This window comes from Ciceribacter ferrooxidans, from assembly GCF_004137355.1.
In the GTDB taxonomy this organism is placed as follows: Bacteria; Pseudomonadota; Alphaproteobacteria; order Rhizobiales; family Rhizobiaceae; genus Allorhizobium; species Allorhizobium ferrooxidans.
This window is the reverse complement of record NZ_SDVB01000106.1, coordinates 78947-104109: the sequence shown is the minus strand read 5'-3', so window position 1 is coordinate 104109 and position 25163 is coordinate 78947. Positions and strand designations below refer to the sequence as shown.

At 63.2% G+C, this 25163-nt stretch carries 21 protein-coding genes; 11 read left to right on the top strand and 10 right to left on the bottom strand.

Annotated features, from left to right (window positions below; genetic code table 11):
- Positions 1-13 precede the first annotated feature (13 nt).
- The 5 genes from EUU22_RS03725 to EUU22_RS03705 are packed head-to-tail and all read right to left on the bottom strand — an operon-like array spanning position 14 to position 5427.
- Positions 14-1477 (bottom strand): hydrogenase 4 subunit F, encoded by a 1464-nt coding sequence (locus tag EUU22_RS03725; protein ID WP_129330752.1) that lies wholly within the window; start codon positions 1475-1477, stop codon positions 14-16.
- Complete coding sequence (locus tag EUU22_RS03720) at positions 1474-2139, bottom strand: hydrogenase-4 component E (protein WP_129330751.1); 666 nt, start codon at positions 2137-2139, stop codon at positions 1474-1476. The genes EUU22_RS03725 and EUU22_RS03720 overlap by 4 nt, the downstream gene beginning before the upstream one ends.
- On the bottom strand, positions 2139-3095 hold the full coding sequence (locus EUU22_RS03715) for a respiratory chain complex I subunit 1 family protein (RefSeq protein WP_129330750.1): 957 nt from the start codon (positions 3093-3095) through the stop codon (positions 2139-2141). Before EUU22_RS03715 ends, EUU22_RS03720 begins: the two co-directional genes overlap by 1 nt.
- Positions 3086-5107, bottom strand: coding sequence for a hydrogenase 4 subunit B (hyfB, locus tag EUU22_RS03710; protein WP_129330749.1), 2022 nt, complete (start codon positions 5105-5107; stop codon positions 3086-3088). Before hyfB ends, EUU22_RS03715 begins: the two co-directional genes overlap by 10 nt.
- Positions 5104-5427: a helix-turn-helix domain-containing protein gene (locus tag EUU22_RS03705; RefSeq protein WP_129330748.1), complete on the bottom strand. Its 324-nt coding sequence runs from the start codon at positions 5425-5427 to the stop codon at positions 5104-5106. The genes hyfB and EUU22_RS03705 overlap by 4 nt, the downstream gene beginning before the upstream one ends.
- A gap of 427 nt (positions 5428-5854) precedes the next feature.
- Here EUU22_RS03705 and EUU22_RS03700 point away from each other — a divergent pair, with 427 nt between their 5' ends.
- The 4 genes from EUU22_RS03700 (at position 5855) to EUU22_RS03685 (ending at position 10553) form a co-directional block, all read left to right on the top strand.
- Positions 5855-8020, top strand: coding sequence for a ParB/RepB/Spo0J family partition protein (locus EUU22_RS03700; RefSeq protein WP_129330747.1), 2166 nt, complete (start codon positions 5855-5857; stop codon positions 8018-8020).
- A 131-nt stretch (positions 8021-8151) separates the two neighbouring features.
- A complete protein-coding gene (locus tag EUU22_RS03695; protein WP_129330746.1) occupies positions 8152-9345 on the top strand; it encodes a DUF932 domain-containing protein in 1194 nt (397 codons plus the stop codon).
- 120 nt (positions 9346-9465) lie between these two features.
- Entirely contained in the window at positions 9466-9855 is a 390-nt protein-coding gene (locus EUU22_RS03690; RefSeq protein WP_129330745.1) for an MbcA/ParS/Xre antitoxin family protein, read from the top strand.
- A complete protein-coding gene (locus tag EUU22_RS03685) occupies positions 9852-10553 on the top strand; it encodes an RES family NAD+ phosphorylase (RefSeq protein WP_129330744.1) in 702 nt (233 codons plus the stop codon). Before EUU22_RS03690 ends, EUU22_RS03685 begins: the two co-directional genes overlap by 4 nt.
- A 135-nt stretch (positions 10554-10688) precedes the next feature.
- On the opposite strand, the gene EUU22_RS03680 is transcribed toward EUU22_RS03685, so the two are convergent.
- Positions 10689-11879, bottom strand: a complete 1191-nt coding sequence (locus EUU22_RS03680) for a DUF1173 domain-containing protein (protein ID WP_129330743.1) — start codon at positions 11877-11879, stop codon at positions 10689-10691.
- A 513-nt stretch (positions 11880-12392) separates the two neighbouring features.
- On the opposite strand from EUU22_RS03680, the gene EUU22_RS03675 reads away from it, so the two are divergent.
- From EUU22_RS03675 to EUU22_RS03660, 4 genes are all read left to right on the top strand, one after another.
- On the top strand, positions 12393-13460 hold the full coding sequence (locus tag EUU22_RS03675; protein WP_129330742.1) for a DUF7146 domain-containing protein: 1068 nt from the start codon (positions 12393-12395) through the stop codon (positions 13458-13460).
- Between the two features lie 322 nt (positions 13461-13782).
- Positions 13783-14724 carry a DUF2493 domain-containing protein gene (locus tag EUU22_RS03670; RefSeq protein ID WP_129330741.1) on the top strand — a complete coding sequence of 314 codons (942 nt, stop codon included), beginning with the start codon at positions 13783-13785 and terminating at the stop codon, positions 14722-14724.
- Between the two features lie 124 nt (positions 14725-14848).
- Positions 14849-15133, top strand: a complete 285-nt coding sequence (locus EUU22_RS03665; protein WP_129330740.1) for a type II toxin-antitoxin system TacA family antitoxin — start codon at positions 14849-14851, stop codon at positions 15131-15133.
- On the top strand, positions 15134-15643 hold the full coding sequence (locus EUU22_RS03660) for a GNAT family N-acetyltransferase (protein WP_129330739.1): 510 nt from the start codon (positions 15134-15136) through the stop codon (positions 15641-15643). It begins immediately after the preceding gene.
- A gap of 114 nt (positions 15644-15757) precedes the next feature.
- Here the strand turns inward: EUU22_RS03660 and EUU22_RS03655 are convergent, their stop codons facing one another.
- Positions 15758-16018: an antitoxin gene (locus EUU22_RS03655; RefSeq protein WP_129330738.1), complete on the bottom strand. Its 261-nt coding sequence runs from the start codon at positions 16016-16018 to the stop codon at positions 15758-15760.
- 306 nt (positions 16019-16324) lie between these two features.
- On the opposite strand from EUU22_RS03655, the gene EUU22_RS03650 reads away from it, so the two are divergent.
- Together EUU22_RS03650 and EUU22_RS03645 are read left to right on the top strand one after the other, a co-directional pair.
- A complete protein-coding gene (locus EUU22_RS03650) occupies positions 16325-16585 on the top strand; it encodes a type II toxin-antitoxin system Phd/YefM family antitoxin (protein WP_129330737.1) in 261 nt (86 codons plus the stop codon).
- Between the two features lie 668 nt (positions 16586-17253).
- Positions 17254-17577, top strand: a complete 324-nt coding sequence (locus tag EUU22_RS03645) for a DUF736 domain-containing protein (RefSeq protein ID WP_129330736.1) — start codon at positions 17254-17256, stop codon at positions 17575-17577.
- Positions 17578-17775: 198 nt separating this feature from the next.
- Here the strand turns inward: EUU22_RS03645 and traG are convergent, their stop codons facing one another.
- From traG to EUU22_RS03630, 3 genes are read right to left on the bottom strand one after another with little or no spacing between them, the layout of a single operon-like run.
- Positions 17776-19686, bottom strand: coding sequence for a Ti-type conjugative transfer system protein TraG (gene traG / locus EUU22_RS03640; RefSeq protein ID WP_439329119.1), 1911 nt, complete (start codon positions 19684-19686; stop codon positions 17776-17778).
- On the bottom strand, positions 19683-19913 hold the full coding sequence (locus tag EUU22_RS03635; protein ID WP_129330735.1) for a conjugal transfer protein TraD: 231 nt from the start codon (positions 19911-19913) through the stop codon (positions 19683-19685). Before EUU22_RS03635 ends, traG begins: the two co-directional genes overlap by 4 nt.
- A complete protein-coding gene (locus EUU22_RS03630; RefSeq protein WP_129330795.1) occupies positions 19903-20190 on the bottom strand; it encodes a TraC family protein in 288 nt (95 codons plus the stop codon). The genes EUU22_RS03635 and EUU22_RS03630 overlap by 11 nt, the downstream gene beginning before the upstream one ends.
- Before the next feature lie 218 nt (positions 20191-20408).
- Here EUU22_RS03630 and traA point away from each other — a divergent pair, with 218 nt between their 5' ends.
- A complete protein-coding gene (gene traA / locus EUU22_RS03625; RefSeq protein WP_129330734.1) occupies positions 20409-25040 on the top strand; it encodes a Ti-type conjugative transfer relaxase TraA in 4632 nt (1543 codons plus the stop codon).
- Positions 25041-25163: the final 123 nt, after the last annotated feature.

Sequence of the window (25163 nt, the reverse complement as noted above, 5' to 3'; positions counted from 1 at the left end):
GATCTCCCTCCCGTCAGCGAAGAAGGTTGGCGATGTGCTGGAACCAGGCGACCAGCGGCGGCGGCAGATAGACGCCGGCGATCAGTACCAGCGCAAGATGGGCATACATCGGCAGATAGGAAGCCTCCGCCGGCGCCGTGCTGCCGCGCGGCCGGCCGAAGGCAGCCCCCGTCAGCCGCAGGAGGAGCGCGCCAAAGGCGACGAGAAGCCCGAGGACCAGCAGGACGCCGAGCACGGGCTGCTTGGAGAAGGCCGAGCTCACGATCAGGAACTCGCTCATGAAGATGCCGCCGGGAGGCAGGCCGGCAATCGCCACGACTCCGGCGAGCAGCCCCCAGCCGAGGCCCGGATGGGTCTCGGTCAGCCCGCGGATCGCCGAAAGCCGCTGCGTCCCCTTGATCTGCGAGATGTGGCCGACGGCAAAGAAGATCGCCGACTTGGTGAGCGAATGCATGACCATGTGCAGCAGCCCGGCGAAGTTTGCGAGCGGCCCGCCGAGGCCGAAGGCAAAGACGATGATGCCCATGTGCTCGATCGAGGAATAGGCGAACATGCGCTTGATGTCGCGGCGCCGGTAGAGCATGAAGCCGGCGAAGATCAGCGAGGCGAGCCCCATCGTCATCATCAGCGGTCCGGGCGCCAGCGCCTCGGGACTTGCCGAAAGCAGCATCTTGAAGCGCAGAACGGCATAGAGCGCGACATTCAGCAACAGACCGGACAACACCGCCGAGATCGGCGTCGGGCCTTCTGCATGCGCGTCCGGCAGCCAGGCATGCAGGGGGGCGAGCCCCACCTTGGTGCCGTAGCCGAGGAAAAGGAAGACGAAGGCGATGTTGAGGAGCGCCGGGTCGAAGGCGGCGGCATGCTGGATCAGGATCGTCCAGACCATGGCGTCATAGCCTTCCCCGACCACGGGCTGGGCGGCGAGGTAGACGAGGATCGTCCCGAACAGGGCGAATGCGATGCCGACGCTGCCGAGGATGAAGTATTTCCACGCCGCCTCGAGCGCCTCGTGGGTCCTGTAGATGCCGACCATCAGCACGGTGGTCAGCGTCGCCAACTCAACCGCCACCCACATCAGCCCGATATTGTTCGATACGAAGGCGAGGTTCATGCCGAACATCATCACCTGGTACATCGCGTGGTAGAAGCGCAGGTTCGCCGGCGTCAGCCGGCCGATCTCCAGTTCATGGGCGATGTAGCTCGCGCTGAACACGCTGGTCGTAAAGCCGACGAAGGTGTTGAGCACGATGAAGACGATGTTGAGGTCGTCGACGAGCAGATACTGCCCGGCCTCGGGCCGCGGCGTGACGAAGAGCGAAAGGGCTGAAAGAAGGGTGAGCAGGCTCGCGACCACGTTGAGCCGGGCAGTGAGGCGGTAGCCGGGCAGGAGCGCGAGCACCACGGCCGCGACGATCGGGATGACGAGGACGGCGCGTTCGGCGTCGAAGGCGAGGAGGGGCGAGAGCGCATTCATTTGCGCATCCTCCCTTTGAAGTCGTCGAGAGCGGCGACATCGACGGTGTCGAAACGTTCGCGAATGCGGAAGAGGAAGACGCCGATGACGATGAAGGCGACGAGGATCGAGAAAGCCACGCTGATCTCGACGACGAGCGGCATGCCCTTGGCGCCGGTCGCGGCCAGCACCAGGCTGTTTTCGAGCGACATGAATCCGACCACCTGGCTCACCGCGTTGCGGCGTGTAACCATCACCAGCAGGCTGATCAGCAGCACCGAGAGCGCGAAGGCGAGGTCCTCGCGCACCAGCGGATTGGCGCCGGGGGTGACCCTGAGCATGACCACCATGGCGAGCGCGACGAGCCCGATGCCGGCGAGCATGGTCGGCCCGATACCAACGACAGTCTCGATTTCCCGGTGAATGCCGAGCTGGCGGATCATGCGGTGCAGCACAACCGGAATGACGATTGCCTTGAAGATGAGCGCGATCGCCGCCGTCACATAGAGGTGGGGTGCATCCTGGATATAGGCCTGCCAGGCGACCGAAAGGGTCAGCACCAGCGAATGCAGCGCAAAGACGTTCAGAAGCGCGTAGAGCCGGTCCTGATAGAGCATCATCATGCTGACGACGACGAGGCCGCCGGCGAGAAGATGTGCGATGTCGAAGACGAGACCGTGCATCAGAGGCTCCTCGAAACGAAACGCAGAAGGGTCGCGAGCAGCCCGAGCATCAGGGCCGCGCCGAGGAATTCCGGAACGCGGAATATCCGCATCTTGGCGGTCGCGGTTTCGAAGACGGCGAGCAGGACGCCGGCGACGGCGAGCTTGACGGGATAGGCGAGTGCCGCGGCCACGTAAGTCGCCGGCGCGTCACCGGGGCCGGCGAGCTGGAAGGGCACGAAGATGCAGGCGATCAGCGAGACGTAGAGCAGGAGCTTCAACGAGGCGGCAAGCTCGATCATCGCCAGATGCCGGCCGGAATATTCGAGCACCATCGCCTCGTGCACCATGGTGAGTTCGAGATGGGTCGCCGGATTGTCGACCGGAATGCGCGCATTCTCCGCAATCGCCACCATGACGATCGCGACGAGCGCGATGCCGAGCGAGACGCGCAGGCCGACCTCCGGCGAGTTGACGAAGGCGGCGATACTCGAAAGCTGCGTCGAGCCGGCGACGAGCGCCAGCGAGAAGATGATGAGCAGCATGGCCGGCTCGGCAAGGGTCGCGATCATCATTTCACGGCTCGAACCGATCCCGCCGAAACTCGTGCCGACATCCATGCCGGCAAGGGCGAGAAAGAAGCGGGCGCTGCCGAGAAGCGCCACGATGGCGATCAGGTCCGCCGTCCAGCTGAAGATGAGCCCGGTCGCAAAGGTCGGCACGATCGCCGCCGCAACCCAGGTCGCTGCGAAGATCAGATAAGGCGCCACCCGGAAGAGCCAGGAGGCGTTTTCCGCCACGATCGCTTCCTTGCGGAAGAGCCGCAGGAGGTCGCGGTAAGGCTGGAAGACCGGAGGCCCGCGGCGGCGCAGCAGACGTGCCTTCACCTTGCGCACGAAGCCGGTGAGCAAGGGCGCCAGCGATATCACCAACGCCATCTGCAGGGACTGGATCAGGAAGGAAGAGATCACGTCCATAGCGCCACCACCAGAAGCAGGAGGATCAAGGCGACGAAGACGAGGCTGAGATAACGACGGATCGTCAGGAATTGCAGGTGATTGAGCTTTTCGGCGACGTAGCCGACGACGCCGGTCAACGGCGCATAGAGCCAGTCCCAGATGAGATCGCGGGTCGTGACCGTCAACCGCGCCGGCCGCAACTCGCCCGGCGCCGGCATGTCGACGCGTTCGCGGGCGCGGAAGACCAGCGTGCCGAACACCCGGCGGATCGGCTGCGCGAAACTGCCCGCCGAATACTGCGTCATCGGGCTCGGCTCGGGGAAGCCGCAGTCCCATGCCGGCGCCCGCCGGAGCGCCCGCGAGCCGAGGCGGTGGACGAGGAAGGCGGATAGTGATGCGGAAAAGGCGATGAAGAGGAAGACCAGCAGGCCGTTATAGGAGCTGTGGGTTTCGGTGATCGGCACGATCGACAGCCAGGCAATGGCGGCCTGTTCCGGCAGGCGGTTGCCGAGAAGCGCAAGCGCGACCGGGGCGAGGCTATCCATGACGAGACCCGGCAGGATACCGGCGAGGAGGCAGAGTGCGGCAAGCACCAGCATCGCGGCAAGCGAGAAGTGGTCGACCTCCGTCGCCGTGGAGGCGATTGCCGTGCGCGGGCGCCCGAGGAAGGTGACGCCGAACGCCTTGACGAAGCAGGTCGCAGCGAGTGCCGCCGAGAGTGCCAGCAGTCCGCCGATCGCCGGCACGATGATCTTCAGGCCCCATTGTGGCAGGTCGGGACTCTGCAGGATCGCCTGGAATGCCAGCCATTCCGAGGCGAAGCCGTTGAAGGGCGGCAGCGCCGAGATCGCTACGCTGCCGACGAGGAAGGCGAAGCTTGTGACCGGCATCCGGTGGATGAGGCCGCCGAGTTTTTCCATGTCCCGCTCACCGGTTGCGCTCAGCACCGCACCGGCACCGAAGAAGAGCAGGCTCTTGAAGAAGGAATGGTTGAGGACATGGAAGAGCGCCGCCGTGAAGGCGAGCGCCGCCGGGCCCGTCATTCCGTTCGACGCAAAGGCAAGCGTCAGCCCGAGGCTCACGAAGATGATGCCGATGTTCTCGATCGTGCTGTAGGCGAGCAGGCGCTTGAGGTCGCGTTCCATCAGCGCGTGCAGGATGCCGAAGGTCGCCGTCGCCCCGCCGATCACAAGGACGAGGATGCCCTGCCAGGGTGCGGGCTGCCCGAGCAGGTCGAACACGATGCGGATGAAGCCGTAGATGGCGACTTTGGTCATGACGCCGCTCATCAGCGCCGAAACATGGCTGGGTGCTGCCGGATGGGCGAGCGGCAGCCAGACGTGCAGCGGCACGAGCCCCGCCTTCGAGCCGGCGCCGAGAAGGAGAAGAACGAGCACGGTCCCGGCGACAGCCGGCGTATGCTCCGCGGCGCGGATCGCCGCAAAGGCGTAATTGCCGTCCGCTCCCGCCAGCAGCCCGAAAGCGAGCAGCAGCGCGAGTGTACCGAAGCTCGCCATGACGATGTAGATATAGCCCGCCTTTCGGTTGGCGGCCTCCTGGTGATGCGCCATCACCAGCGCCCAGGACGCGAGCGACATGAATTCCCATGAGATGAGGAAGGTGAAGGCGTCGGCCGCCAGGATCACGAGGTTCATCCCGGCGAGGAAGGCGGGAAAGAAGGGAAGCACGCGCTGCGGCGCCTCTTCATGGTGCCCGTAGCCGAGGCCATAGAGACTCGAAAGGACGCCGCCGAGCCCGACGACGGAAAGAAAGAAAGCCGAGAGCGCATCGATCCGCAGATGCGACCCGAGCCAGGGAAGCCCAAGCGGCAACGATATCTCCGAGGCCGGTCCCCCTGTCGCAGCGCCGAGCAGCTGCGAGACCGCGGTCGCGACGATTACCGCGGATATGCAAAGGGTGAGCGCGTAGACGAGGGATGTTGCCCAGGGCTGCCGTCCCGTCGCAGCGCCAAGCACCGTTGTGCCCAGATAGGCGCTGACCGAGACGAGGATGACCTGGAGCGCCGTCATGAGCGACCCCCCGCGTCCGGGGCGTTTCCGGCTTCTTCGGTTGCGCTGCGCGGTGGAGCCTTCAATCGCACGCCGCGTCCGCCGGTCTCGCTTGCCGCGCCCTCGTCGATCAGTTCGATGCCGGCGCCGTCGAGCGCACGCAGAAGGCGCACCAGCGAGTCGACATTGCCGCGGATGACATGGGGGCTCGCTTCCATGCGCTGGATGGTCGGGACGGACACACCGACGAGGCCGGCCAGTTGACGCTGGTCAATTCCGAGAAGAGCCCTGGCGGCTCGCAATTGAGCGGATGTAATCACGGTTCCGCCATCGCTTCTCATGTTTCAGCCTTGGTGATTCATGTTTACTACCAATCTTTTGATGTTTCAAACCATATTCTCTCGGCTCGGCGTTTCTCTGTCCGAGGCGAAAAGTCCTGCCACCCTCACCGTCCTCTTCTTAGGTTTCGTGATGTCATATCTTTCTGCCGAGCGCTGGAGGGACAAGTCCGCCCGCAAGATCGGAGCTGACGCCTCCGCACAATTGGTCGCGAGAACGTGCAGTTCGTGCCGTCCTCTTCCCGCGCAGGATGCCTGAAAGGCTGTCGTCTCCACACCAAAGCTCGCCTCGGTTTCCGGTCTGCGCAGGCGGCCAGCCTACCGGGAAAGGCAAGGCAAGTGGGCGAGAGGGAGAGTGGGGAAGGGGGTTTCTTGGCGGAGTGAGGCGTCCGGAGAGAGGCTCCGGGCGATCCGCCATGGAGAAACCCAGATGGCAAAGGCTTCTGAAAAGATCACACTCAATGCCGGGCGCGAAATCCCATTCAACAAGCTTGTCCTCAGTCAGCGGAATGTTCGTAAGACGAAGGCGGGCATATCCGTAGCGGATCTCGCCGAGGACATCGCCCGACGCGGACTTCTGACCAGTCTGAACGTTCGTGTTGAACATGACGCGCAAGGGCACGAAACCGGGTTCTTTCGTATTCCGGCCGGCGGGCGCCGTTACCGGGCGCTCGAGCTCCTCGTCAGCCAGGGACGGCTTGCCAGAACCGTCGCCGTTCCCTGCATCCTGAGCAAATCCACGACCGATGAGGTGGAGGACTCGCTTGCGGAAAACGTTCAGCGCCTCGACCTGCATCCACTGGATCAGTTTCGGGCGATCATGACGCTCTGGGAGGAGGGGGTCGGAGAAGAGGAAATCGCGGCACGCTTCTTCATATCTGTTGCGACTGTGCGGCAAAGGCTGCGGCTTGCATCCGTCTCTCCGCGCCTTCTCGAGCGGTATGCTGCCGACGAGATGACGCTCCAGCAGATCATGGCGTTTTCGATCACCGATGACCATGCACGCCAGGAGCAGGTCTGGGAGTTGATTTCGCTCCAGGCGTCGCGCGAACCCTACTTCATTCGTAGGCTCCTGACCGAAACGACCGTGCGCGCGACGGATCGCCGTGCAGTCTATGTCGGCATCGCGGCTTACGAAGCGGTGGGCGGGATCGTGATGCACGATCTCTTCGATGACGATAACGGCGGATGGCTGGAGGATCCATCCTTGCTGGAACAACTCGCAATCGAAAAGCTCAGGGTAGACGCCGAAGCTCTGAAGACTGACGAGGGCTGGAAATGGGTCGAGGCTGCCTTTGATTTCCCCTACGGTCACACCGCCGGTCTTCGTCGTTTCTACCCAGAGCGGGCCGAGTTGACGGACGACGAGTTTGCCCGCCGTCAAGAGGTTGAGACGCAGTACAAGACGCTCGACGCTGACTATGCAGAGGCGACCGAATACGACCCCGACATCGAACAGCGACTGGAGGAACTCGGCGATGAACTTGATCGTCTGAACCATCGCCCCTTTGTCTTTGATCGGCTGGAGGTTGCTCGCGGCGGCGCCTTTATCTCGCTTGGCGCGGACGGCAAGCCCACAATCGAGCGCGGTTTCGTCCGTCCTGAGGACGAGTCCGCTGGTGATGCTGAAGGCGACGACGCCAGCGGCAGTAGCGAGGAGGACGACGGCGACGGAGATGGTACCTCGTCCACAACGGAAGGTGCCCGCTCCGGCGCAGAGACGAACACGGTGGATGGAGCCGAGGAGGAAGATAGTACTGCGCGTGGGCTTTCCGACCGTGTCGTCGAAGACCTGACGGCCGCGCGCACCCTGGCACTCAGAAATGCGCTCGCCAACGCTCCAGCGATTGCCTTCGCCGCCGCCCTGCATGCTCTCGTGCTCAGGACCTTCTTTTTTCAAGGGTCAGTCTCCTGCCTTGAACTGACGGTCGGGAGCGCAAATCTCGGGCAGACGCCGGGTCTTTGCGACACCGTCTGGGCAAAGGAGATCGACCAGCGCCACGAGGCGTGGGGACATGAACTCCCACAGAATCCCGGCGCGCTCTGGGACTACCTGATCGCGCTCGACGATGTCAGTCGACTGGCCCTGTTCGCACACTGCATTTCGTTGTCGCTCAACGCCGTCGTCCAGGCATGGAACCGGCGGCCTGCCGCGATTTCGCATGCAGAACAGCTTGCCCGGTCCCTCGGCTTCGATATGGCCGAGGCAGGCTGGATACCGACCGTCGACAACTACCTCGGAAGGATCACCAAGACGCACATCCTAAAGGCCGTTCGCGAGGCATGTGGAGAGCAGTCGGTCCAGCTTATCGACCATCTCAAGAAACCCGACATGGCACGCGAGGCCGAGCGACTGTTACGGTGTAGCGGATGGCTCCCGGAACCGCTACGCGCACCTGTCCCCGAAGACCCGCTGCAAGAGCCCGCGGCTTGTGCCGGCGCGGTCGATGCGGATGCCGGTGGTGATGGGAGCAGCGCGACGGGTGTGAACACGCAAACAGGAGCACCGCGGTCTCCTGCGCAGGATCCGGACGCCGGAGATCTTACTTCCGGTCCCGTCGAGGATGGGGACGCTTTGGTCTCGGCCACAGGTTGACTCACGCCCCAAGAAGGTCCGGCGCGCGAGCCGGGCCTTCGCTCTAAACCGCCAGTTGCCCTCTCTTCTGCAGCAACCACCCCAACAGCCCGGCCCTTCGCGCCGGGCGATCTTGTCTTAGGAGACAGCACATGAATACCACGATCTCCAATTCAGCCCCTGCCTCGACAACAGGTTTCAAGGTCGACATCTCGCGTGGCGAGCGTATCGGACGTGTGTCGTCGGAGTGGTTTTCTCGCCCCGCCGACGAGCGCTATCTGTCGCTCGGCGCTCTCTACGACGCCGTGAAAACGCGATCTACCCGTGCTCAGGCCCGCACCGTCGAAAGTGCCGCGATCCGGGTCGAGGCCAAGCGCGCTGATGCCGACAGAATCGAGCTGATCGTCCCCGGTCAAAGTCGGCCCCTTCTCCCGACCCACTGGAGTTATGGACAGCTTTGCAGTCTCGTGGGCGCACCGGCGACCTATATGCGCCAGCTTCCCGCGCCCCTTGCCGGCATCAACCTCCAGCATGGACTGCTCTCCCACCGGTCTGAACTGCTGAAGACGCTGGAAACCGATGACGAACGTGTCGAACTCCGTGCCATCACGGGCCCGGAATATGGAAGGGTCTGGGATCATGAACTGGTGTCGGCAGTCATGCGTATTGCCGGAAACGGAACCGGTGACACGATCTGGAAAGTGCCAGGTGTTCTCGACTGGTCAACGATGACCCACAATCCCTTCGTTGAAGTCAGTGAAGAGACCACCACGCTCTATGCCAGCGATCGCGACGTTTTTCTATTTCTCGTTGACGACACCCACCCGATCGAAGCCGGGCGGTTGCCCAATGGCGAGCCGGATCTCTATTTCCGCGGCTTTTATTGCTGGAATAGTGAAGTCGGTTCGAAGACCCTGGGGATTGCGGCCTTCTACTTGCGGGCGGTATGCGCCAATCGCAATCTCTGGGGGACGGAGAACTTCGAGGAGATCGTGATCCGCCATTCGAAGTTCGCCGGCCATCGCTTCGCCCGTGAGGCCGCGCCAGCACTGACCAGCTTCGCCAACTCCTCTCCAGCAAATTTCATCGCCGGGATAAGGGCCGCGCGGGATCGTATCGTTGCCCGCACCGACGACGATCGCGAGGGTTTCCTGCGCAAGCGTGGCTTCTCGAAAGGTGATAGCGCGAGGATCATCGAAACGGTCCTGCAGGAGGAGGGGAGGCCTCCGGAATCCATCTTCGACTTCGTTCAGGGCATGACGGCGCTTGCCCGAAGAAAAACCCATCAGGACGCTCGTCTTGAACTGGAGGGGAAGGCAAGGAGGCTGCTCGCGCAAGCCTCGTGAGAATTCTCCGGCGCGCCTCGATCCGCATCGTTTCCCGGAAATGAGGATCGCTGATGCGCCGGTTCATGTGGACTTGACTTTTGGTTCATATGACCGACATTTGTTCCACTGGAGGTGACCATGCAGGTTGCAGAGAAAGCACGCGAGCCCGCTAACATCAACGCAGTTGCGCTGAAAGCCTACGCACGTGTAGTCGACGCCTGGAGCCTGAGCCTGAAGGAGGCAGCTGGTCTTGCAGACATGTCCGAGAGCACATGGAAGCGCGCCAGAAAGCCCGATTTCGCAGGAGAGCTGACGAAGGATCAACTCCTGCGTCTCAGTGCGGTGATCGGCATCTACAAGTCGCTCGAGCTCTATTTTTCCGAGCCGCTTGCGCGCAGCTGGTTCTCGCGTCCAAATGCGGGTCCGCTGTTCGGTGGCAGCCGACCGGTGGACACCGCGATCGACGGAGGCCTGCCGCAGATCCTGACCATCCGCACCTATCTCGACGCCTTGCGTGGTGGCGCATGAAGCGGACCGAGATTTCCGACCGAGGTCTGGTCCGCCTTTTGCCCGCTACCTACCACAAGCCGCCGGCGCTTCGCCGTCTCGTGGATACCGACGACGAACTCAAAATTCTCGCAGAAATCGAGGGGTTGACCAGCGGGCGCCTTCTTGCCGAACGGGGCAGAAACCCTCACCTCGACCCGCGCGAGCTTGCCTGGCGGCGCCGCAGCCGTGATCTTCGCATCTATGGAGACACGCATGTTAATGCTGCCTTCGTCTATACGCGCGCTGGAGGAAACCGCTTCAATTCAGACGAGCGTGGTGCCTGGTACTGTGCCTGGGATGTCATGGTCTCCGTCAGCGAGGTGGCCTGGCACCGTACAAGGGAGCTTGGCTACACAGGTTCATTCAGCGACAGCGCCCGATACGTCGAATTGCTGGCGGACTTCATCGGGGAGTTCCATGACATCACTGATGAACCGGGCCATCCAGCGCTGAACCCTGATCCTGATGTCGGCTATCCCGAAGGGCAGAGCCTTGCCCAGCATCTGCGGCGCGATGGCTCGCGCGGCTTGATCTATCCGTCCGTCCGGGCGCCGGCTCCCGGAGGAGACTGTCTTGTTTGCTTCGAGCCTCGCGCCATTCAGAACGTCCGCCCGGGCACATCCTGGGATCTCGTCTGGAATGGAACCCCGGACTATTCGATCCTTGCTGTCGGCTAATGCTGCTGGTGTCGCCCTTATCGGAATTGTCTATCCTTCGGGTGCAAACTCCGACCAACCTGGCGTCCCGGGGTTCAGAGCACTCAATGTGTAGAGCCTGGACCTTTCAGCGCTGCACCGTGGCCGATTCAGCAGTTACGGCAATCTCGGCATTTCTCCGTCGGCGACACGCCAGACCCACGGCGTGATTTCGGGCCTTGCGCCTGTCATTTCCGCAACGTTACGCTCGTAACTCTCCTCCGCTCGCGCCGGCACGATGAACATTGCCACGGGAGCGGGCCGCTGATCCGGCAAGGTGACCGACACAATCGGTCGATCGCGAGCGAGGTTGAAACGCAGACCCTTAATGCTCTTACGTCGCAGACTTGCCAAACGCTTCAGAAGCAGCCGCTCGTGAGCATTTTCGAACGGGATCCAGTTCTCGTTCACCACCATCACCGCAAGCTCTTCGACGGTCGCGACACCGCAGGCGGAAATTCCGAACGTGGCGATCAGGATCAGGTGATCGTCTTCGCTCGATCGCCAGAGCTCGAGTTCGGGCTTGAACCTAGCATTCAATCGCTTCCATGCGGCTTCCCCGATGATCAACGGAAACGGATGATGCCGCAACGCGGCGCGGTAACAGTCACGCCCTGGCTTGAATTCCTTGACCTCCGCAATTGCGATCATCAGCGTGCGCGGTCCCGTTCCGGATACCTGTGCGGCGGCCAACGCTGCTGCCCGCCGTGTCGCGATTCCCTCCCTATCGCCCGGATGAAAAACCTCCGGCACGAATAGAAGCGCGCTGAACTCCTTGCCCTGCACGGTCATCTGTGCGGCGGCACCCAGAAGACTCGCGCGAACGCGACCCCAGCCGCGTTTGCCTGCCCAGGAAGACCTCCACTCGGTCAGTTCCCCCGCCTCCCAGAGATAGTGCAGCACTGCCCGCAAAGAGAGCTTCTTCGCCTCGTTTCGTATGGGCGCCTCTGCAGGCTCGATAGGCTCAGAAGGCGTCTTTCGCGATCCTCTCTTCGTGATCGGAAAATCCAGTTTCAAGCTTGCTCGCCCGTTTGCACCGATCCTGATGGCGCCGCCGACCAAGAGCCCGAGACCCGACAGCTCGTAAGGCGGTTCATAGGACGGGCAGGATGGATCGTGGGCCCGCCCCGAAAGGGGCATGCGTTTGACGATATAATTGCCATCGACCCGGGCAATGTACATGGGGATCGGCGGCTCCCGGCACAGGCAGTGCGGTCGAACGTCCTGTTCATAGGCACGCGACAGGAACGACCGGATCGCGTTCGAGTCCTCATCGATGATCATGCCGTCGATCAAAAATCGTCGCATGTGCTTCCTCTTGTTGTCTTCTCGCCGGGCGTGCGTCGGACCAACGCGCTCCGGCGGAAGGCGTACGGGCTCCCACTCTTTACTGCATCATATAGAGCAGTATAATGCAGTTTTGAGGCGCGTGGAAGGCGGATGAAGGTCCCGGAAGCTCACGGGCCAAATGATCGATGACGAGATTATCCAAGGAGGGAAAGACGGGTCCCATATTGGGCGGCTAGGCCGGTTTGGAGCGCGCCGGCGGGTCGTCCCTGCACGACGCGCTCGACAAGGATTCCTATGGATATGCCCCCTTTTTCCAAGAGCGTGCGCAGGCGCCGCAACGCTCACCCGAACTGACCCGGGCAGAAGCGGCGGCGCGCTGCGCACTTCTGGCGCGTCACGTGCTCCTTTTTCTATGCCCGTGCCGCTCGGCCCGACCGCGATGAACGCCGCCGCGCTTCTTACGAAGTTCCCAAGGTTTCCGGAAGCGCGCCTCATGTCCGAGGCGACCGGCCGGCCGTGATGGAGGTCCCCATGCTTTCAGCCTCACAACTGGCGGACCGTCTGGCGAGAACCGCCGAGACGGTTTGCCGTCATTATCTTTCGGCCGGTCGTCGTCTCGGCAATTATTGGATCGTCGGGGACGTTGCCAACAATAGCGGCCGCTCACTCTATGTCCATCTGGCCGGTCCACGTGCGGGTCGTTGGACCGATTCCGCAACCGGACAGCACGGCGACTTGCTCGATCTCGTGCGGGAAACCTGCAGCCTTAACGATTTCCGCAGCCTCGCCGACGAGGTCCGACGCTTTCTCAGCCTTCCGCACCCGCCCTTGGTCGATGCGGATCGGCTGCCCTCCCGCGGGGGTGACGGGAACGATCATTCGTCGGCCGCGGCATCTGCGGTCGATCGCGCCAGGCGCCTGTTCCGTATGACACAGCCGCTCGCCGGTACAGTTGCAGACGGATACCTGCGCGGACGCGCGATCCCGCACGCGACGCTACACCCGGCCCTACGCTTCCATCCGTGCTGCTATTATCGGGATCTCGCGACGGGCCTGACGAGCAGCTTTCCGGCCATGATCGCCGCGGTGACCGATGAAGTCGGTTTGATCACGGGCGTTCATCGCACCTATCTCGACAGCGCGGCGCTCAATCCGCGCAGCATCGGCAAGGCCCGGGTCGACACGCCGCGCCGAGCGCTCGGCAGGCTTCTCGGCAATGCGGTCCGCTTTCACTTCCCCCTCCGTGGTCCTGTTCCGGTGATGGTCGCCGGCGAGGGGATCGAGAGCATCCTCTCGCTCTCGGAGGTGATGCCCGCCATCCCGATGGTTGCCGCACTCAGCGCCAATCACCTTGCTGCGTTCCGGCTCCCGTCTGGGTGTCGCCGCCTCTACATCGCCACCGATGCGGATGCGGCCGGCCGCCATGGGGTCGAGGGCTTGAGCCGACGGGCGCAGGCACTCCAGATCCTGCCGCTCGTGCTTGCGCCGCAACTCGGAGATTTCAACGAGGATCTGCGTCGGCTCGGTCCCGACCGTCTCATAGCCAACTTGCGATCGCAACTCGCCCCTGACGATGCCCCGGTCTTCCTTTCGTCGTGACGCCGCTCCTATCGACGCGGGCAGGTCCGGCGTGGCGGGGAGGCCGGGTCAGATGGTCTGCGTTTCTGCGGTGCGCCCGCGTGCCTGCCGAGGGCGACCCTTACCATACGGCTGTCGGGCCTTCAGCGGGTCAGGCGGGTTTCTTCCCCTGAGAGGCCGCGGAGCGGCCCCTCATTCCTCGCGGGTCAAGAAACCCTTCTTCCGCCGCCCGGCGCTTCGCTGGGCCGCGGCGCGCCAGCGCCGCGGTTCCGGCCGGCCGCCGTATGGAGAAGGATCGCCGTCAGGCCGCGAGAGGCGCGGCCGCAACCGAACGGAGACCATCATGAACCTTACCTTGTCCCTCGACGACGCCTTTGAGCCCCGCCACGCCTCGTCCCCGACCGATCGCTTCATCTACGAGATGCAGATCTACGGGCATCGTCCTTTCCAGGACGAACCGGATCCACGGCCATTGCCCGAAGAGCCGGCCGTCCAGTCGACGCTGACCGCGGTCTTTGACGCCCTCAACGAGATGCTCGGCGATACACGCCTGGAGCCTGATCTCGAAGACCTGCTCTGGTCGACGGTCAACCTCTTCCATCGGGCCGGCGAGCGCATCCAGCGTGAGCTTCAGCGCAATGAGGACGCCCAGCGCACCGGTCAGCGCGAGCAGGACGGCTCGGAGGTCAAGAGCGTCGAGCTGGAGCGCCAAGTCGCCGAGGGCATCACGCTTCTGGAGCGCCGCAACGCCTTCGAGTTCATGCGCGACTATGCCGCCGACCTCTTCGAAGTCCAGACCGGTTCGGCATGGCGGCCGCGCACCGGTTCGAAGGTCAGCCACGCCAATATGACCGCGGCGATGATCGACAGTCGCGACTTTCTCTCCGCCCGCCGCCGCGCCGAGACCGAGGTGCTGATCCCCGTCGGCACCAAGATCGCCTTCGGCGGCGGCATCGACTACAACGATCACGAACGGATCTGGGCGAAGCTCGACCAGGCCCTCGCCAAGTATCCCGACATGGTGCTGCTGCATGGCGGCTCGCCGAAGGGGGCCGAACGCATCGCCGCCTGCTGGGCCGAGGCGCGCAAGGTGACGCAGATCGCCTTCAAACCGAACTGGACGAAGCATGCCAAGGCGGCACCCTTCCGCCGCAACGACGACATGCTGTCGGTGATGCCCGCCGGCGTCCTCATCTTCCCCGGCTCCGGCATCACCGGCAATCTCGCCGACAAGGCGCGCCGCTTCGGCATTCCGGTCTGGCAGCTCTCGAGAGACGGCGCGTGAGCGCCGTTTTCGCTCTATTCTCACGCCGTTGTTCATCACTGTGACTGCACCCACGGCGCCAGAAGCAAAGTATTGCAATCCGCGTTACGGCGATGTATATACGATCGCAGTACAGGAGCGGAACATGGCCACGACAACGCCCAGGAAGGAAACACCCGTCTCGATGCGGTTCCGCGACGATGACCTGATGATCATCGATCGTGGTGCGGAGCTGCTTGGCCTGTCGCGCACAGAGTTCATGCGTCGTGCGGCGTTGCATGAGGCGCAGGCGGCTATCCTCAACGAAACGGTCATCCGCGTCTCGCCCGACGCCTATGACGCCTTCATGCAGGCGATCTCCTCCCCGCCTGCTGCTCCGCCGCCGAAGGCGGCCGAGCGGTTGCGCCGGTCAGCGCCCTGGGAGCGCTAGGTGGCGCTTTCAGGCATCGAACTCCTCGACGACTCGCACCGGCTCGACGCTTTCGACTGCGGCAAGCCGGCCCTCAATGCGTGGCTGACCGGGTTTGCCAGGACCAATCAGGCGCGCGACTTCACCCGTGTTCTCGTTGTTCACGACGAGAGTGCCGTTGTCGGCTATTACGGGCTCGCGCCCAGCGTGATCCAGCCAAACAGCGCGCCGCGCGCAATCCGCACCGGGCGTCCCCCAGACCCTATTCCCTGCCTCCTCATCGGACAGCTTGCCGTCGATCAACACTATGCCGGACAAGGCATCGGCAGCGGACTGGTCAAGGATGCGCTACGCCGCTGCGTCGCCGGAGCCGAGATCGTCGGCGGCCGCGCCGTCGTCGTTCGGGCGATCGACGCCGAAGCCGAACGCTACTGGCAGGGCTGGGGCTTCATCGCATCCCGCGACAATCCATCGATTCTCATGCGCTCCATTCAGGACGTCCGCCTCTGGTTGGCGGACACGACGCACTAGATTCTCGGACGGCACTTGGCGCGAGCGAGCCAAAGCTTATAGCGACCAGCCCTCCACCTGCAGGTTTTCAACCCGGTCGAACTCGTCGGCAGTTGGTGACGAGAAGATACGAGATCACTGAAACACTGTGTCTAGCTCCGGCCGATCCTGCTGTTCCGACTGCACGCGCCCGCTCGCCCTGAAGTGTTCACTCATGCCACGCGCCAGCGCTGCCTTCAGCGGCGACCACGGCTCGCCCGCCTGGACATGCGGGCGGAGAATGAGGGCATCGCCCTCCTGCGTGATCTCCACGCGCTCGACGTTGAAGCGAAATTCTCTCGGCAGGCGGACGACCTGCGAGTTTCCGGACTGGAATACCCGTGCAAGATGGGGCATGGGCGCCTCCTTTTTGTATATACTGAGGCGCATATACGGCTTTTTGGTCCTCAGTTCAAAAAGGACAGGTCCCTTGATCGCATCCGGCGATCCGCCCGACCGGGCTCAATTTTCGTCTGCAGGCAGTCTTCGCGCCTGACGACGTAACGATCCCTTGCGGTGTCCCATGTCACCGGCCTGCCTGATCGCCGAGGCCGTCACGCTTCTGGACCGCTGCAACGCCTTCGAGCTCAGCGCTCTACCCTTCAAGGTTCCTACACATCGGGAAAATCTGGATAATGCGGAGGATCAACAAAGGAGTGGGAAATGCGGCAGTTTACGACACGCGACCTGAGCAAGGACATTGGCGATGTCACCGCCGCCGTCGGCCGCGAACCCGTCGTGCTCACCCGGCATGGGAAACCCCGGTTCGTGCTGATGAGCTACGAGCATTACGAGAAAATGCGAGCCGGTGGAGATCCTCGACGCGGCCATCGTGCCTCCGAGATGCCGGAAGAAAACAAGCAACTCTTCGCCGCGGCGATCGACCGGCTGGCGAACGGCGAGGGGTATGACGCCGACCCGTGAGCTCCTGCCCGCGCGATTTCACCGACGTCAAGCGATGTCGGCGCCGGTTGCTCAGGACCGACAGACGGGGGCAGGCGGGCGTTTGTCGAGGCGACTGCCGTCGTGCCGAGACCGGACGGGGGCGGTTTCATTGAAGATCGCCTAGTCGATATCGGCGGGAGGCAGCTTCACGAGATGTTGCGGCGCCGTTTGCTGGCGATATGGTCACCGCGATCGTCTCAACGTGCACCCGAGAGATGTGGCGGCCAGTCGACACTCCTTGCTGACCGCGCTTGGCCGGGAAGTCCGAGGGGACATCGGGCCGGCCGGTGTGACCGCAACGGACGGTGCTGGCAGTCTCTTGCAGTGCCGGACCGGGCGGCCCCAATGGTTTGTCGCCGGCTTCGGTTGCACGAGACCATTCCCGTTTCTATGTCGCCCTTTAGCCGACCGCCTGCCTTTGCGGTCAACCCCTGAAGGGGTACGTCTCGGCGAAAATTCAGCAAAATTCGATTTGGGTTCTTCATGCGGGCGCCTGGCGCTTCCCTCCCGCAAGCGGGACGAAAGCGCGCCCGCTTTTTAGCGGAAAATAGAATTTTGCAGAATTTTCGCCGAGATGACCGCAGCAGATCGGCCGTCTCCTCGCGCGCCATCGGGAATGGTCCCGAGCAACCGAAGGAGACAATACCATGGCCACCACGATCGCAACCCTGACGCAGAAGACCGACGGCACCCTCGAAGGCGTCTTCGCCACCATCCGGGTCAACGCCCCCATCGCCATCGTCCCGAATGCCAGCAAGGCAAGCGAGGAAGCGCCCGACTACCGCGTCATCCACCGCAAGACCGGCTTCGAGATCGGCGCAGCGTGGAACCGCATCGCCCGACAGACCGGCGAGGAATACCTCTCGGTCAAGCTGGAGGCTCCGGAGATCGGCGTCATCTTCGGTAACGTCGCTCCCGCACCCGGCGGCGATCCGAACCGCAAGGTGATCCTCTGGAACAACCCGAACTGAGCCGAAAGCAGCCGGCCCCGAGAAATCGGGGCCGGCCTCGTCGCTTCTACAATTCTCCGATGTTGTCACCACCGGGTCGTCGCCCCGTCCTCGGCAATCGCCCACTTCGTCTGCGGGTCTCCCGGGTTTTTCAAGTTCCGTGCCGAGAATCACGGACATCTGACCACCCGTGTTTTCTGTTACGACAGGCCTGAGGCCTCACCTCCTGGGGGTGACGAAGCGGCTGGTCTTTGCCGCTCGCTTCATGTCTTTCCGACGGAAATACATGGCTCGGCCGCAGCGAATGGGACTGTGCCCCTGCACGATGATAATCTGTTCGTCCTTGCGCATCGCCTGGGTGATCTCATGCGGCATGATCAACGGCCGGCGTTGGAAGCTCACGCTCTCGGACTTGCGCGATGTGTTCCCCTTTGTAGCCCAGCCGATGCTGCGCGAGCTTCCCTTCACCTCCACCGTCATCTCGCCGCACAGCGCCGAAACATGGCGGGCGGTGTCGAATGCCTTGATCGCGGCATAGGACGCGAAGGCGCAACCCTCGATCCATGACGTCGCGCCGTCCTTTCCGAAATGCCGCTCCAACTGAGCCACCGACTGGTACATCAGCATCATCGTGATGCCGTATTTTCGACCACGGTCGCGCGCTTCTTCGAGCAGGCGCATGTAGCCAAGGAGATCTGCTTCATCGAGCATGAAGAGAGCCCGGCGCTCGAAAACGCCGTCCGCCTGCACCATGGTGTTGATCAGGGAGCCGACGATGACACGCGCGATCCCCGGATACGAACGAAGGACCGAGGCAGGTAGGTTGAGGAAGACGTCCTTTGTGCCGCTGGCGATCTCGTTGGCCTTGAAGGCATTGCCGCATACGAGCGCGGCGTAGGCGTCCAGCGACAGCCATTGGGTATCCTTCGATGCAGTCGAATAGACGCCGCTGAACGTCTGTTCGGTCATGTTGGTGAAGACGCCCAAGGTTTCGCGGATGAACGCCGAGGCGGAGTGCTCCTGTATGTCGCGCAGCCTTGCCAGGACAGAGGGTTCCGGCTCGGACACGATTTGGCGCAGACTGCGCAGTGTCCGCTGGCCCGCATATTCGGGCGAGAACATGACATGTGCCAGCAGACCGGTCAGGAGATTATGTGCCTGGTTCTGGAAATAGGAGGCGGTCGAGCTTTCCAGCCGCGCGCTTTCAGAAAGCAGCATATGCGCGATGGCGATGATGTCTTCTTCCTTGTGCCGTGACGTTTCTATTCCATCGAGAACATCGAAACCCATGATCGGGTTCGTCGGATCGAGCACCATCACGTCCCGCCCGAGCACCCGGCTGCGGTGCTCAATGACCATCGGCGCGACCTCTGCAGATGGATCCAGGCAAATCAGCGGTCCCGTATAGCGCAGGGCGGTCGGTACGACATTGCTGGTGGTCTTGTATCCTCCCGAGCCGGCAAAAAAGAGCATGTGCGTCGAGTCGAAGTCCTGTTTGAACGTCAGCAACGGGACCTTGCCGCCGCGGCCCCACGTGGCGGGATCGCCCGGGTCGAAGGGCAGTTTGTGGACGTTGTCTTTGTCGACGCGATAACGTTCGCCGACGACGATTTCACCATCTGGCGGGAAAAGGCGTCCGGCCGCCGGCATCGGCAGCCAGTCCGCGTCTCCGAACGTCGCGCGACGCGCGCGCTTTACCGGTTCCCGCACGGCCGTGGACATGCGAGCAGCGATGCCGGCCGATATGAAGCCGCCGACCGCACCGATCACGGCTGCCATGTCGAGGAATGAGAGCGCCCGAGCCCACGAAACCTCGCCGCTCGCCACGTAGGGCGCGAGTCTGCCGAACTCTCGCAGCCCATAGGATCCAGCCACTGCCAGGAAGCAAACTAGAGTCGCCATTGCGACAGGCTTCCGCCTGTGCATGGGCAGGATCGACACGCTCACAAGGCCGGCGAGTGGTCCGAGCAGGAGAGGCGGCAAGGGCGAGGCCCGCAGGAACCAGAACTGCGTGTGTCCGGACAGGTCGAGGGCGAGCCGCGACCAGTGCCATCCGACGACATAGACGGCCAGACCCGTCACGGCAACGGGTGCCAGGAAGACCAAACGTCTCCCTGTTTTCGCCATCATTCGGTCGCCTCCCCGATCGGGGACGGTGCTGCCGGCGGCTCCGCCCCGAACGCTTCCTCACCCGCCTTGCGCAGGCGTTGATGTTCCGGTGAATCAGGACCGAGCCTTGCCAGTTCGATGAGGCCGCCGAGCAGAAATGCCCTGTCGGCTCGGGCCAAACCCGCCTTGACCACGATGCTGCCAAGCAGCAATCGCTCCCGCGTGTCGGTCTTCCGATCAATGGTCATGAGGAGCCTCCGCCGGCGCTCCAGTCTCGCCACTTGGCGAGCGATGCAATGAAGTGCTTGCGGCGACGCTCGCCCTTCTTTCCGGTTTGCGAAATCGCGTCGCGATTTCGTCCACGATCCGTTCGACCTCTGCGTCGGCGATTTCCATTTCCGCGAGCCCCGATTTGATCGCCGCACGGGCAAACCGCTCCGCCGATTTAACTACCAGAAATTCTCGTCGCTCTCTCAGCCGTTCCATCTGTGCGTCCAGATCGGAGATCGAAGATTTCGGCCTCATTTCCGTGCCTCCAACAATTCTACGGGATCGGTTGCGTCGATTATACAAACTAGAATAAATCAGTAAAATCGAATAGTCTAGGCCGGTCAGCAGGTGGCACGCGACGCTTTGGTTGACGGCCATCTGGCAGAAGGACGAACCGGCCCCTCGGGTTCGGTCCGTCGAGGGCGCAATATACGTCGCTTCCGCGACGTGCTCGAAGTGGTCTGGAGACGGTCTTGGCGATCATGTTCGTCAGAGCGCAGGTGATCAGCAGGGGAGCGGGACGCGGCGTCGTCTCGGCCGCCGCCTATCGCCACCGAGCCCGCATGACGGACGAGCTCACCGGAGAGACGTTCAGCTATCGCGGCGGGTCCCGCGAACTGGTACACGAGGAGTTGGCATTGCCGGATCAGGCGCCGGAGTGGATCAGATCGCTCATCGACGGAAAGCCCGTGGCAAGGGCAAGCGAGGCTCTCTGGAATGCGGTAGATGCCTTCGAGGCGCGGGCGGACGCACAGCTCGCCCGCGAGGTGATCATTGCTTTGCCGGAGGAACTGACGCGGTGCGAGAACATCGCGCTCGTCCGTGAGTTTGTCCATGATGCCCTCACCTCAAAAGGCATGGTGGCCGACTGGGTCTATCACGACAAGGACGGCAATCCGCACATCCATCTGATGACGACCTTGCGGCCCCTGACGGCGGGAGGCTTCGGACCGAAGAAGGTCCCTGTGCTTGACGGGAACGGCGAGCCATTGCGTGTCGTCACGCCGGGCAGGCCAAGCGGGAAGATCGTCTACAGGCTCTGGGCTGGCGATAAGGAAACCATGAAGGAATGGAAGATCGCGTGGGCGGAAACCGCCAACCGGCATCTGACGCTTGCCGGCCATGACATCCGCCTTGATGGTCGCCCCTATGCCGAACAGGGCCTGGAGGGGATGGCCCAAAGACACCTCGGGCCGGAGAAGGCGGCGCTCGTGCGCAGGGGCACGGAGATGTACTTCGCGCCCGCCGACCTGGCATACCGGCAGGCGATGTCCGATCGGCTTATGGGGGATCCCGAGCTTCTCCTCAGGCAGCTCGCAAATGAACGCTCCACCTTTAGCGAGAGGGACATCGCCAGGGCGCTTCATCGCTACGTCGATGATCCGGTGGATTTCGCAAACATCCGCGCGCGGCTTATGAGCTCTGACAGCCTGCTCCTGCTGAGGCCTCAGGGGCTTGCTGCCGAAAAGGGTCAGGTGACGGAACCGGCGATCTTCACGACGCGCGAGATCCTGCGCACCGAATATGACATGGCACAGGCGGCGCGCATCCTGTCGAAGCGCCGTGGCTTTGCGATTTCGGTCGATGTGGTCGCCGCCGCGATTGCACAGATCGAACAGGATCCACGAAAGCCCCTCCGGCTCGATCCGGAGCAGGTCGATGCCATCCGTCACGTGACGGGTGACCATGCCATCGCAGCGGTCGTCGGTCTTGCGGGCGCAGGCAAGTCGAGCCTGCTTTCGGCCGCGTGCATCGCCTGGGAAAGCGACAGCCGTCGGGTGATCGGCGCCGCACTTGCCGGCAAGGCGGCCGAAGGGCTGGAGGACAGTTCGGGGATCAGATCGCGTACGTTGGCCTCCTGGGAACTGGCCTGGGCCTCCGGCCGGGAACAGCTCAAACGCGGTGACGTCCTCGTGATTGACGAAGCCGGCATGATCTCCTCACAACAAATGTCACGCGTCCTCGACTTCGTCGCGAGGGCAAGGGCAAAGGTCGTGCTCGTCGGCGACGCCATGCAGTTGCAGCCGATCCAGGCGGGCGCGGCATTCAGGGCAATGACTGAACGGATCGGCTTTGCAGAACTGTCCGGAGTGCGCCGCCAGCGCGATGCCTGGGCTCGTCACGCATCGCGTCTGTTTGCGCGCGGCAGGGTCGAGGAGGGCCTTGATGCCTACGCCCAACGAGGCCGCATTATCGAGTCCGAAACACGTCCTGATGTCATCGAGCGCCTTGTTGCCGACTGGGCCGAAGCCCGCAGCGACCTCATCAGGAAGTCCGCCGCAATTGAACAACCAAGCCGCCCACGCGGTGACGAACTGCTCGTCCTTGCCCACACCAACGATGATGTTCGAGAGCTTAACGAGACCTTGCGCAACGTAATTATCGGTGAGGGCGCTTTGACCGGCGCGCGTCAATTCCAGACGGCGCGTGGCCGTCGCGAATTCGCTGCCGGCGACCGCATCATCTTCCTTGAGAACGCCCGTTTCGTCGAGCCGCGGGCGAAATCGTGCGGCCCTCAATATATCAGGAACGGCATGCTCGGCACGGTCGTTTCAACCGGCAGCAAACGAGGCGATCCGCTTCTGACGGTGCGCCTCGACAACGGCCGTGACCTCGTCATCAGCGAGGACAGCTACCGCAACGTCGATCACGGTTATGCCGCGACCATCCATAAGTCCCAAGGGTCGACGGTGGAGCGGACCTTCGTGCTCGCGACCGGGATGATGGATCAGCACCTGACCTATGTGGCAATGACACGCCATCGCGACCGCGCCGATCTCTATGCCGCGAAGGAAGATTTTGAACCGAAGCGGGACTGGGACCGCAAGCCCCGCGTCGATCATGCCGCCGGCGTCACCGGCGAGCTTGTGGCGGCCGGACGAGCCAGGTTCCGCCCCACTGAGCAGGATACGGAAGAGAGCCCTTATGCCGACGTGATGGCGGACGACGGAACCGTCCATCGGCTTTGGGGCGTGAGCCTGCCGAAGGCGCTCAAGGAGGGTGGCATTTCAAAAGGCGACACGGTCACGCTGCGAAAGGACGGCGTGGAGCGGGTCAAGGTCAAGGTTCCCGTTACCGATGAGAACACCGGGCAAAGGCGCTTCGAGGAAAGGGAGGTCGACCGAAACGTATGGACCGCAAGGCAGATCGAAACTGCCGATAGACGCCGGGAGAGGATCGAGCGGGAAAGCCGAAGGCCGGAGTTGTTCAAGCAACTTGTCGAGCGCCTCGGCCGATCCGGGGCGAAGACCACGACCCTCGATTTTGAAAGCGAGGAGGGTTATCAGGCGCACGCCCGCGATTTCGCACGTCGGCGCGGGATCGACACACTCGCCAACGCCACAGCCGGGATGGAGGAAGGCGTTGCCCGGCGACTGGCGTGGATTGCGGAAAAGCGCGGGCAGGTGGCTAAGCTCTGGGAGCGGGCGAGCGTTGCACTCGGCTTTGCGATTGAGCGCGAACGACGTGTCTCGTACAACGAGGGACGGACCGCATCGCTCTCGCCCGAAAACGCGTTGCGTGAAGCGGGAATCCCGTTGGGTGAAAAATATCTCATCCCGCCCACCACGAAATTCTCCCGCAGCGTCGAGGAGGATGCACGTCTTGCTCAGGTCTCCTCGCAGCGGTGGAAGGAACGTGAGGCCATCCTGCGCCCAGTGCTCACCCGGATCTATCGCGACCCGGATCGCGCGATGTCGGCGTTGAACGCGCTCGCATCGGCCGCCAGGATTGAGCCGCGCGAGCTTGCCGATGGTCTCAGGTCTGCACCAGAACGCCTCGGCCGTCTGCGCGGTTCCGACCTGATCATCGATGGTCGTGCAGCCCGCAATGAGCGCAGAGGTGCAATGGCCGCCGTATCAGCGATGTTGCCGTTGGCGCGTGCGCATGCGGTCGAGTTTTGCAGGCAGGCAGGATGCTTTGCCAGGGGTGAGCAGCAGCGGCGTGCACATATGGCATTGTCGGTCCCTGCGCTCTCGAGACAGGCAATGGCGCGTCTTGTCGAAATCGAGACCGTCCGCGAACGCGGTGGGAATGATGCCTACAAAACGGCCTTCACCTATGCCGCCGAGGACCGTCCGCTGGTTCGGGAGGTCAAAGCCGCCGACGAGGCGCTGACCGCGCGCTTCGGCTCTGACGCGTTCACCGAAAAGGCGCGTGCAGTTGCCGAACGCAAGATGCTCGAACGGATGCCTGAGGATCTTCATCCAGAGCGTCGGGAGGCGCTTGTCCGGCTCTTTCGCGCCGTAAGGCGCTTTGCCGATGAACAGCAGCTGGCCGAGAGGCACGACCGCTCGAAGATCGTTGCCGGCGCGAGCATCGCGGCCACGAGCGGGCCTGCCAACATGCTGCCGATCCTCGCTGCCGTGACGGAGTTCAAAACAACGATTGCGGATGAGGCGAGGGAGCGCGCACTCGCCTCTGTGCCCTACCGGGATAATCGGCTCGCACTCGCCGAGACGGCTAGCCGTATATGGCGCGATCCCGCAGGCGCCGTCGACAAGATCGAGGCCTTGATCATGGAGGGCTTTGCCGGCGAGAGGATCGCTGCAGCCGTGGCCAACGACCCGTCTGCGTACGGTGCGTTGCGCGGCTCGAGTCGCCTGATGAACCGAATGCTTGCCTCCGGCGCAGAACGGAAGGAGGCACAGCGTTCGGTCGCGCAAGCGAGCGTCCGTCTGCGCGCTCTCGCGGCGGCTTACGTCGGCGCCTTCGCCGCGGAGCGCCGAGCGGTCGCGGAGGAACGACGCAGCATGGCCGTCGCCGTTCCCGGATTGTCGCAAGCCGCCGAAGAAGCCCTGCGGACCTTCGCGAGACGAATGAAGGACAAGGCCATAATACCCCGCGCGTCCTCAGCTTTCCTCGATCCCCTGGTACGACGCGAGTTGGCGTCCGTCAGCCGGGCACTCGACGAGCGGTTTGGCAAAGGCGCAATTCGGCGGGGCGAGCGGGAGATCATCAAGCGGGTACCGCCGGCGCAACGTCGCGCTCTGGAAGCGATGCTCGAAAAACTGAAAGCGTTGCAGCAAATCACGTGGGTGGAAGGCTTCGAGACCGTTCACGATCGTACCCCTCGGCCAAACAGGGGGTATGACATCGGTCGATGACGGCGATGCAGGTAGTCATCTTGAGGCGCAAGGTCCCAGTTTTTGCGCGTCATCGATCAAGGCCCCACCGCCTTCGTCCGGCGCCATAATACTCTGGGGTTCCGAACGGCCTCGACTGCGGCA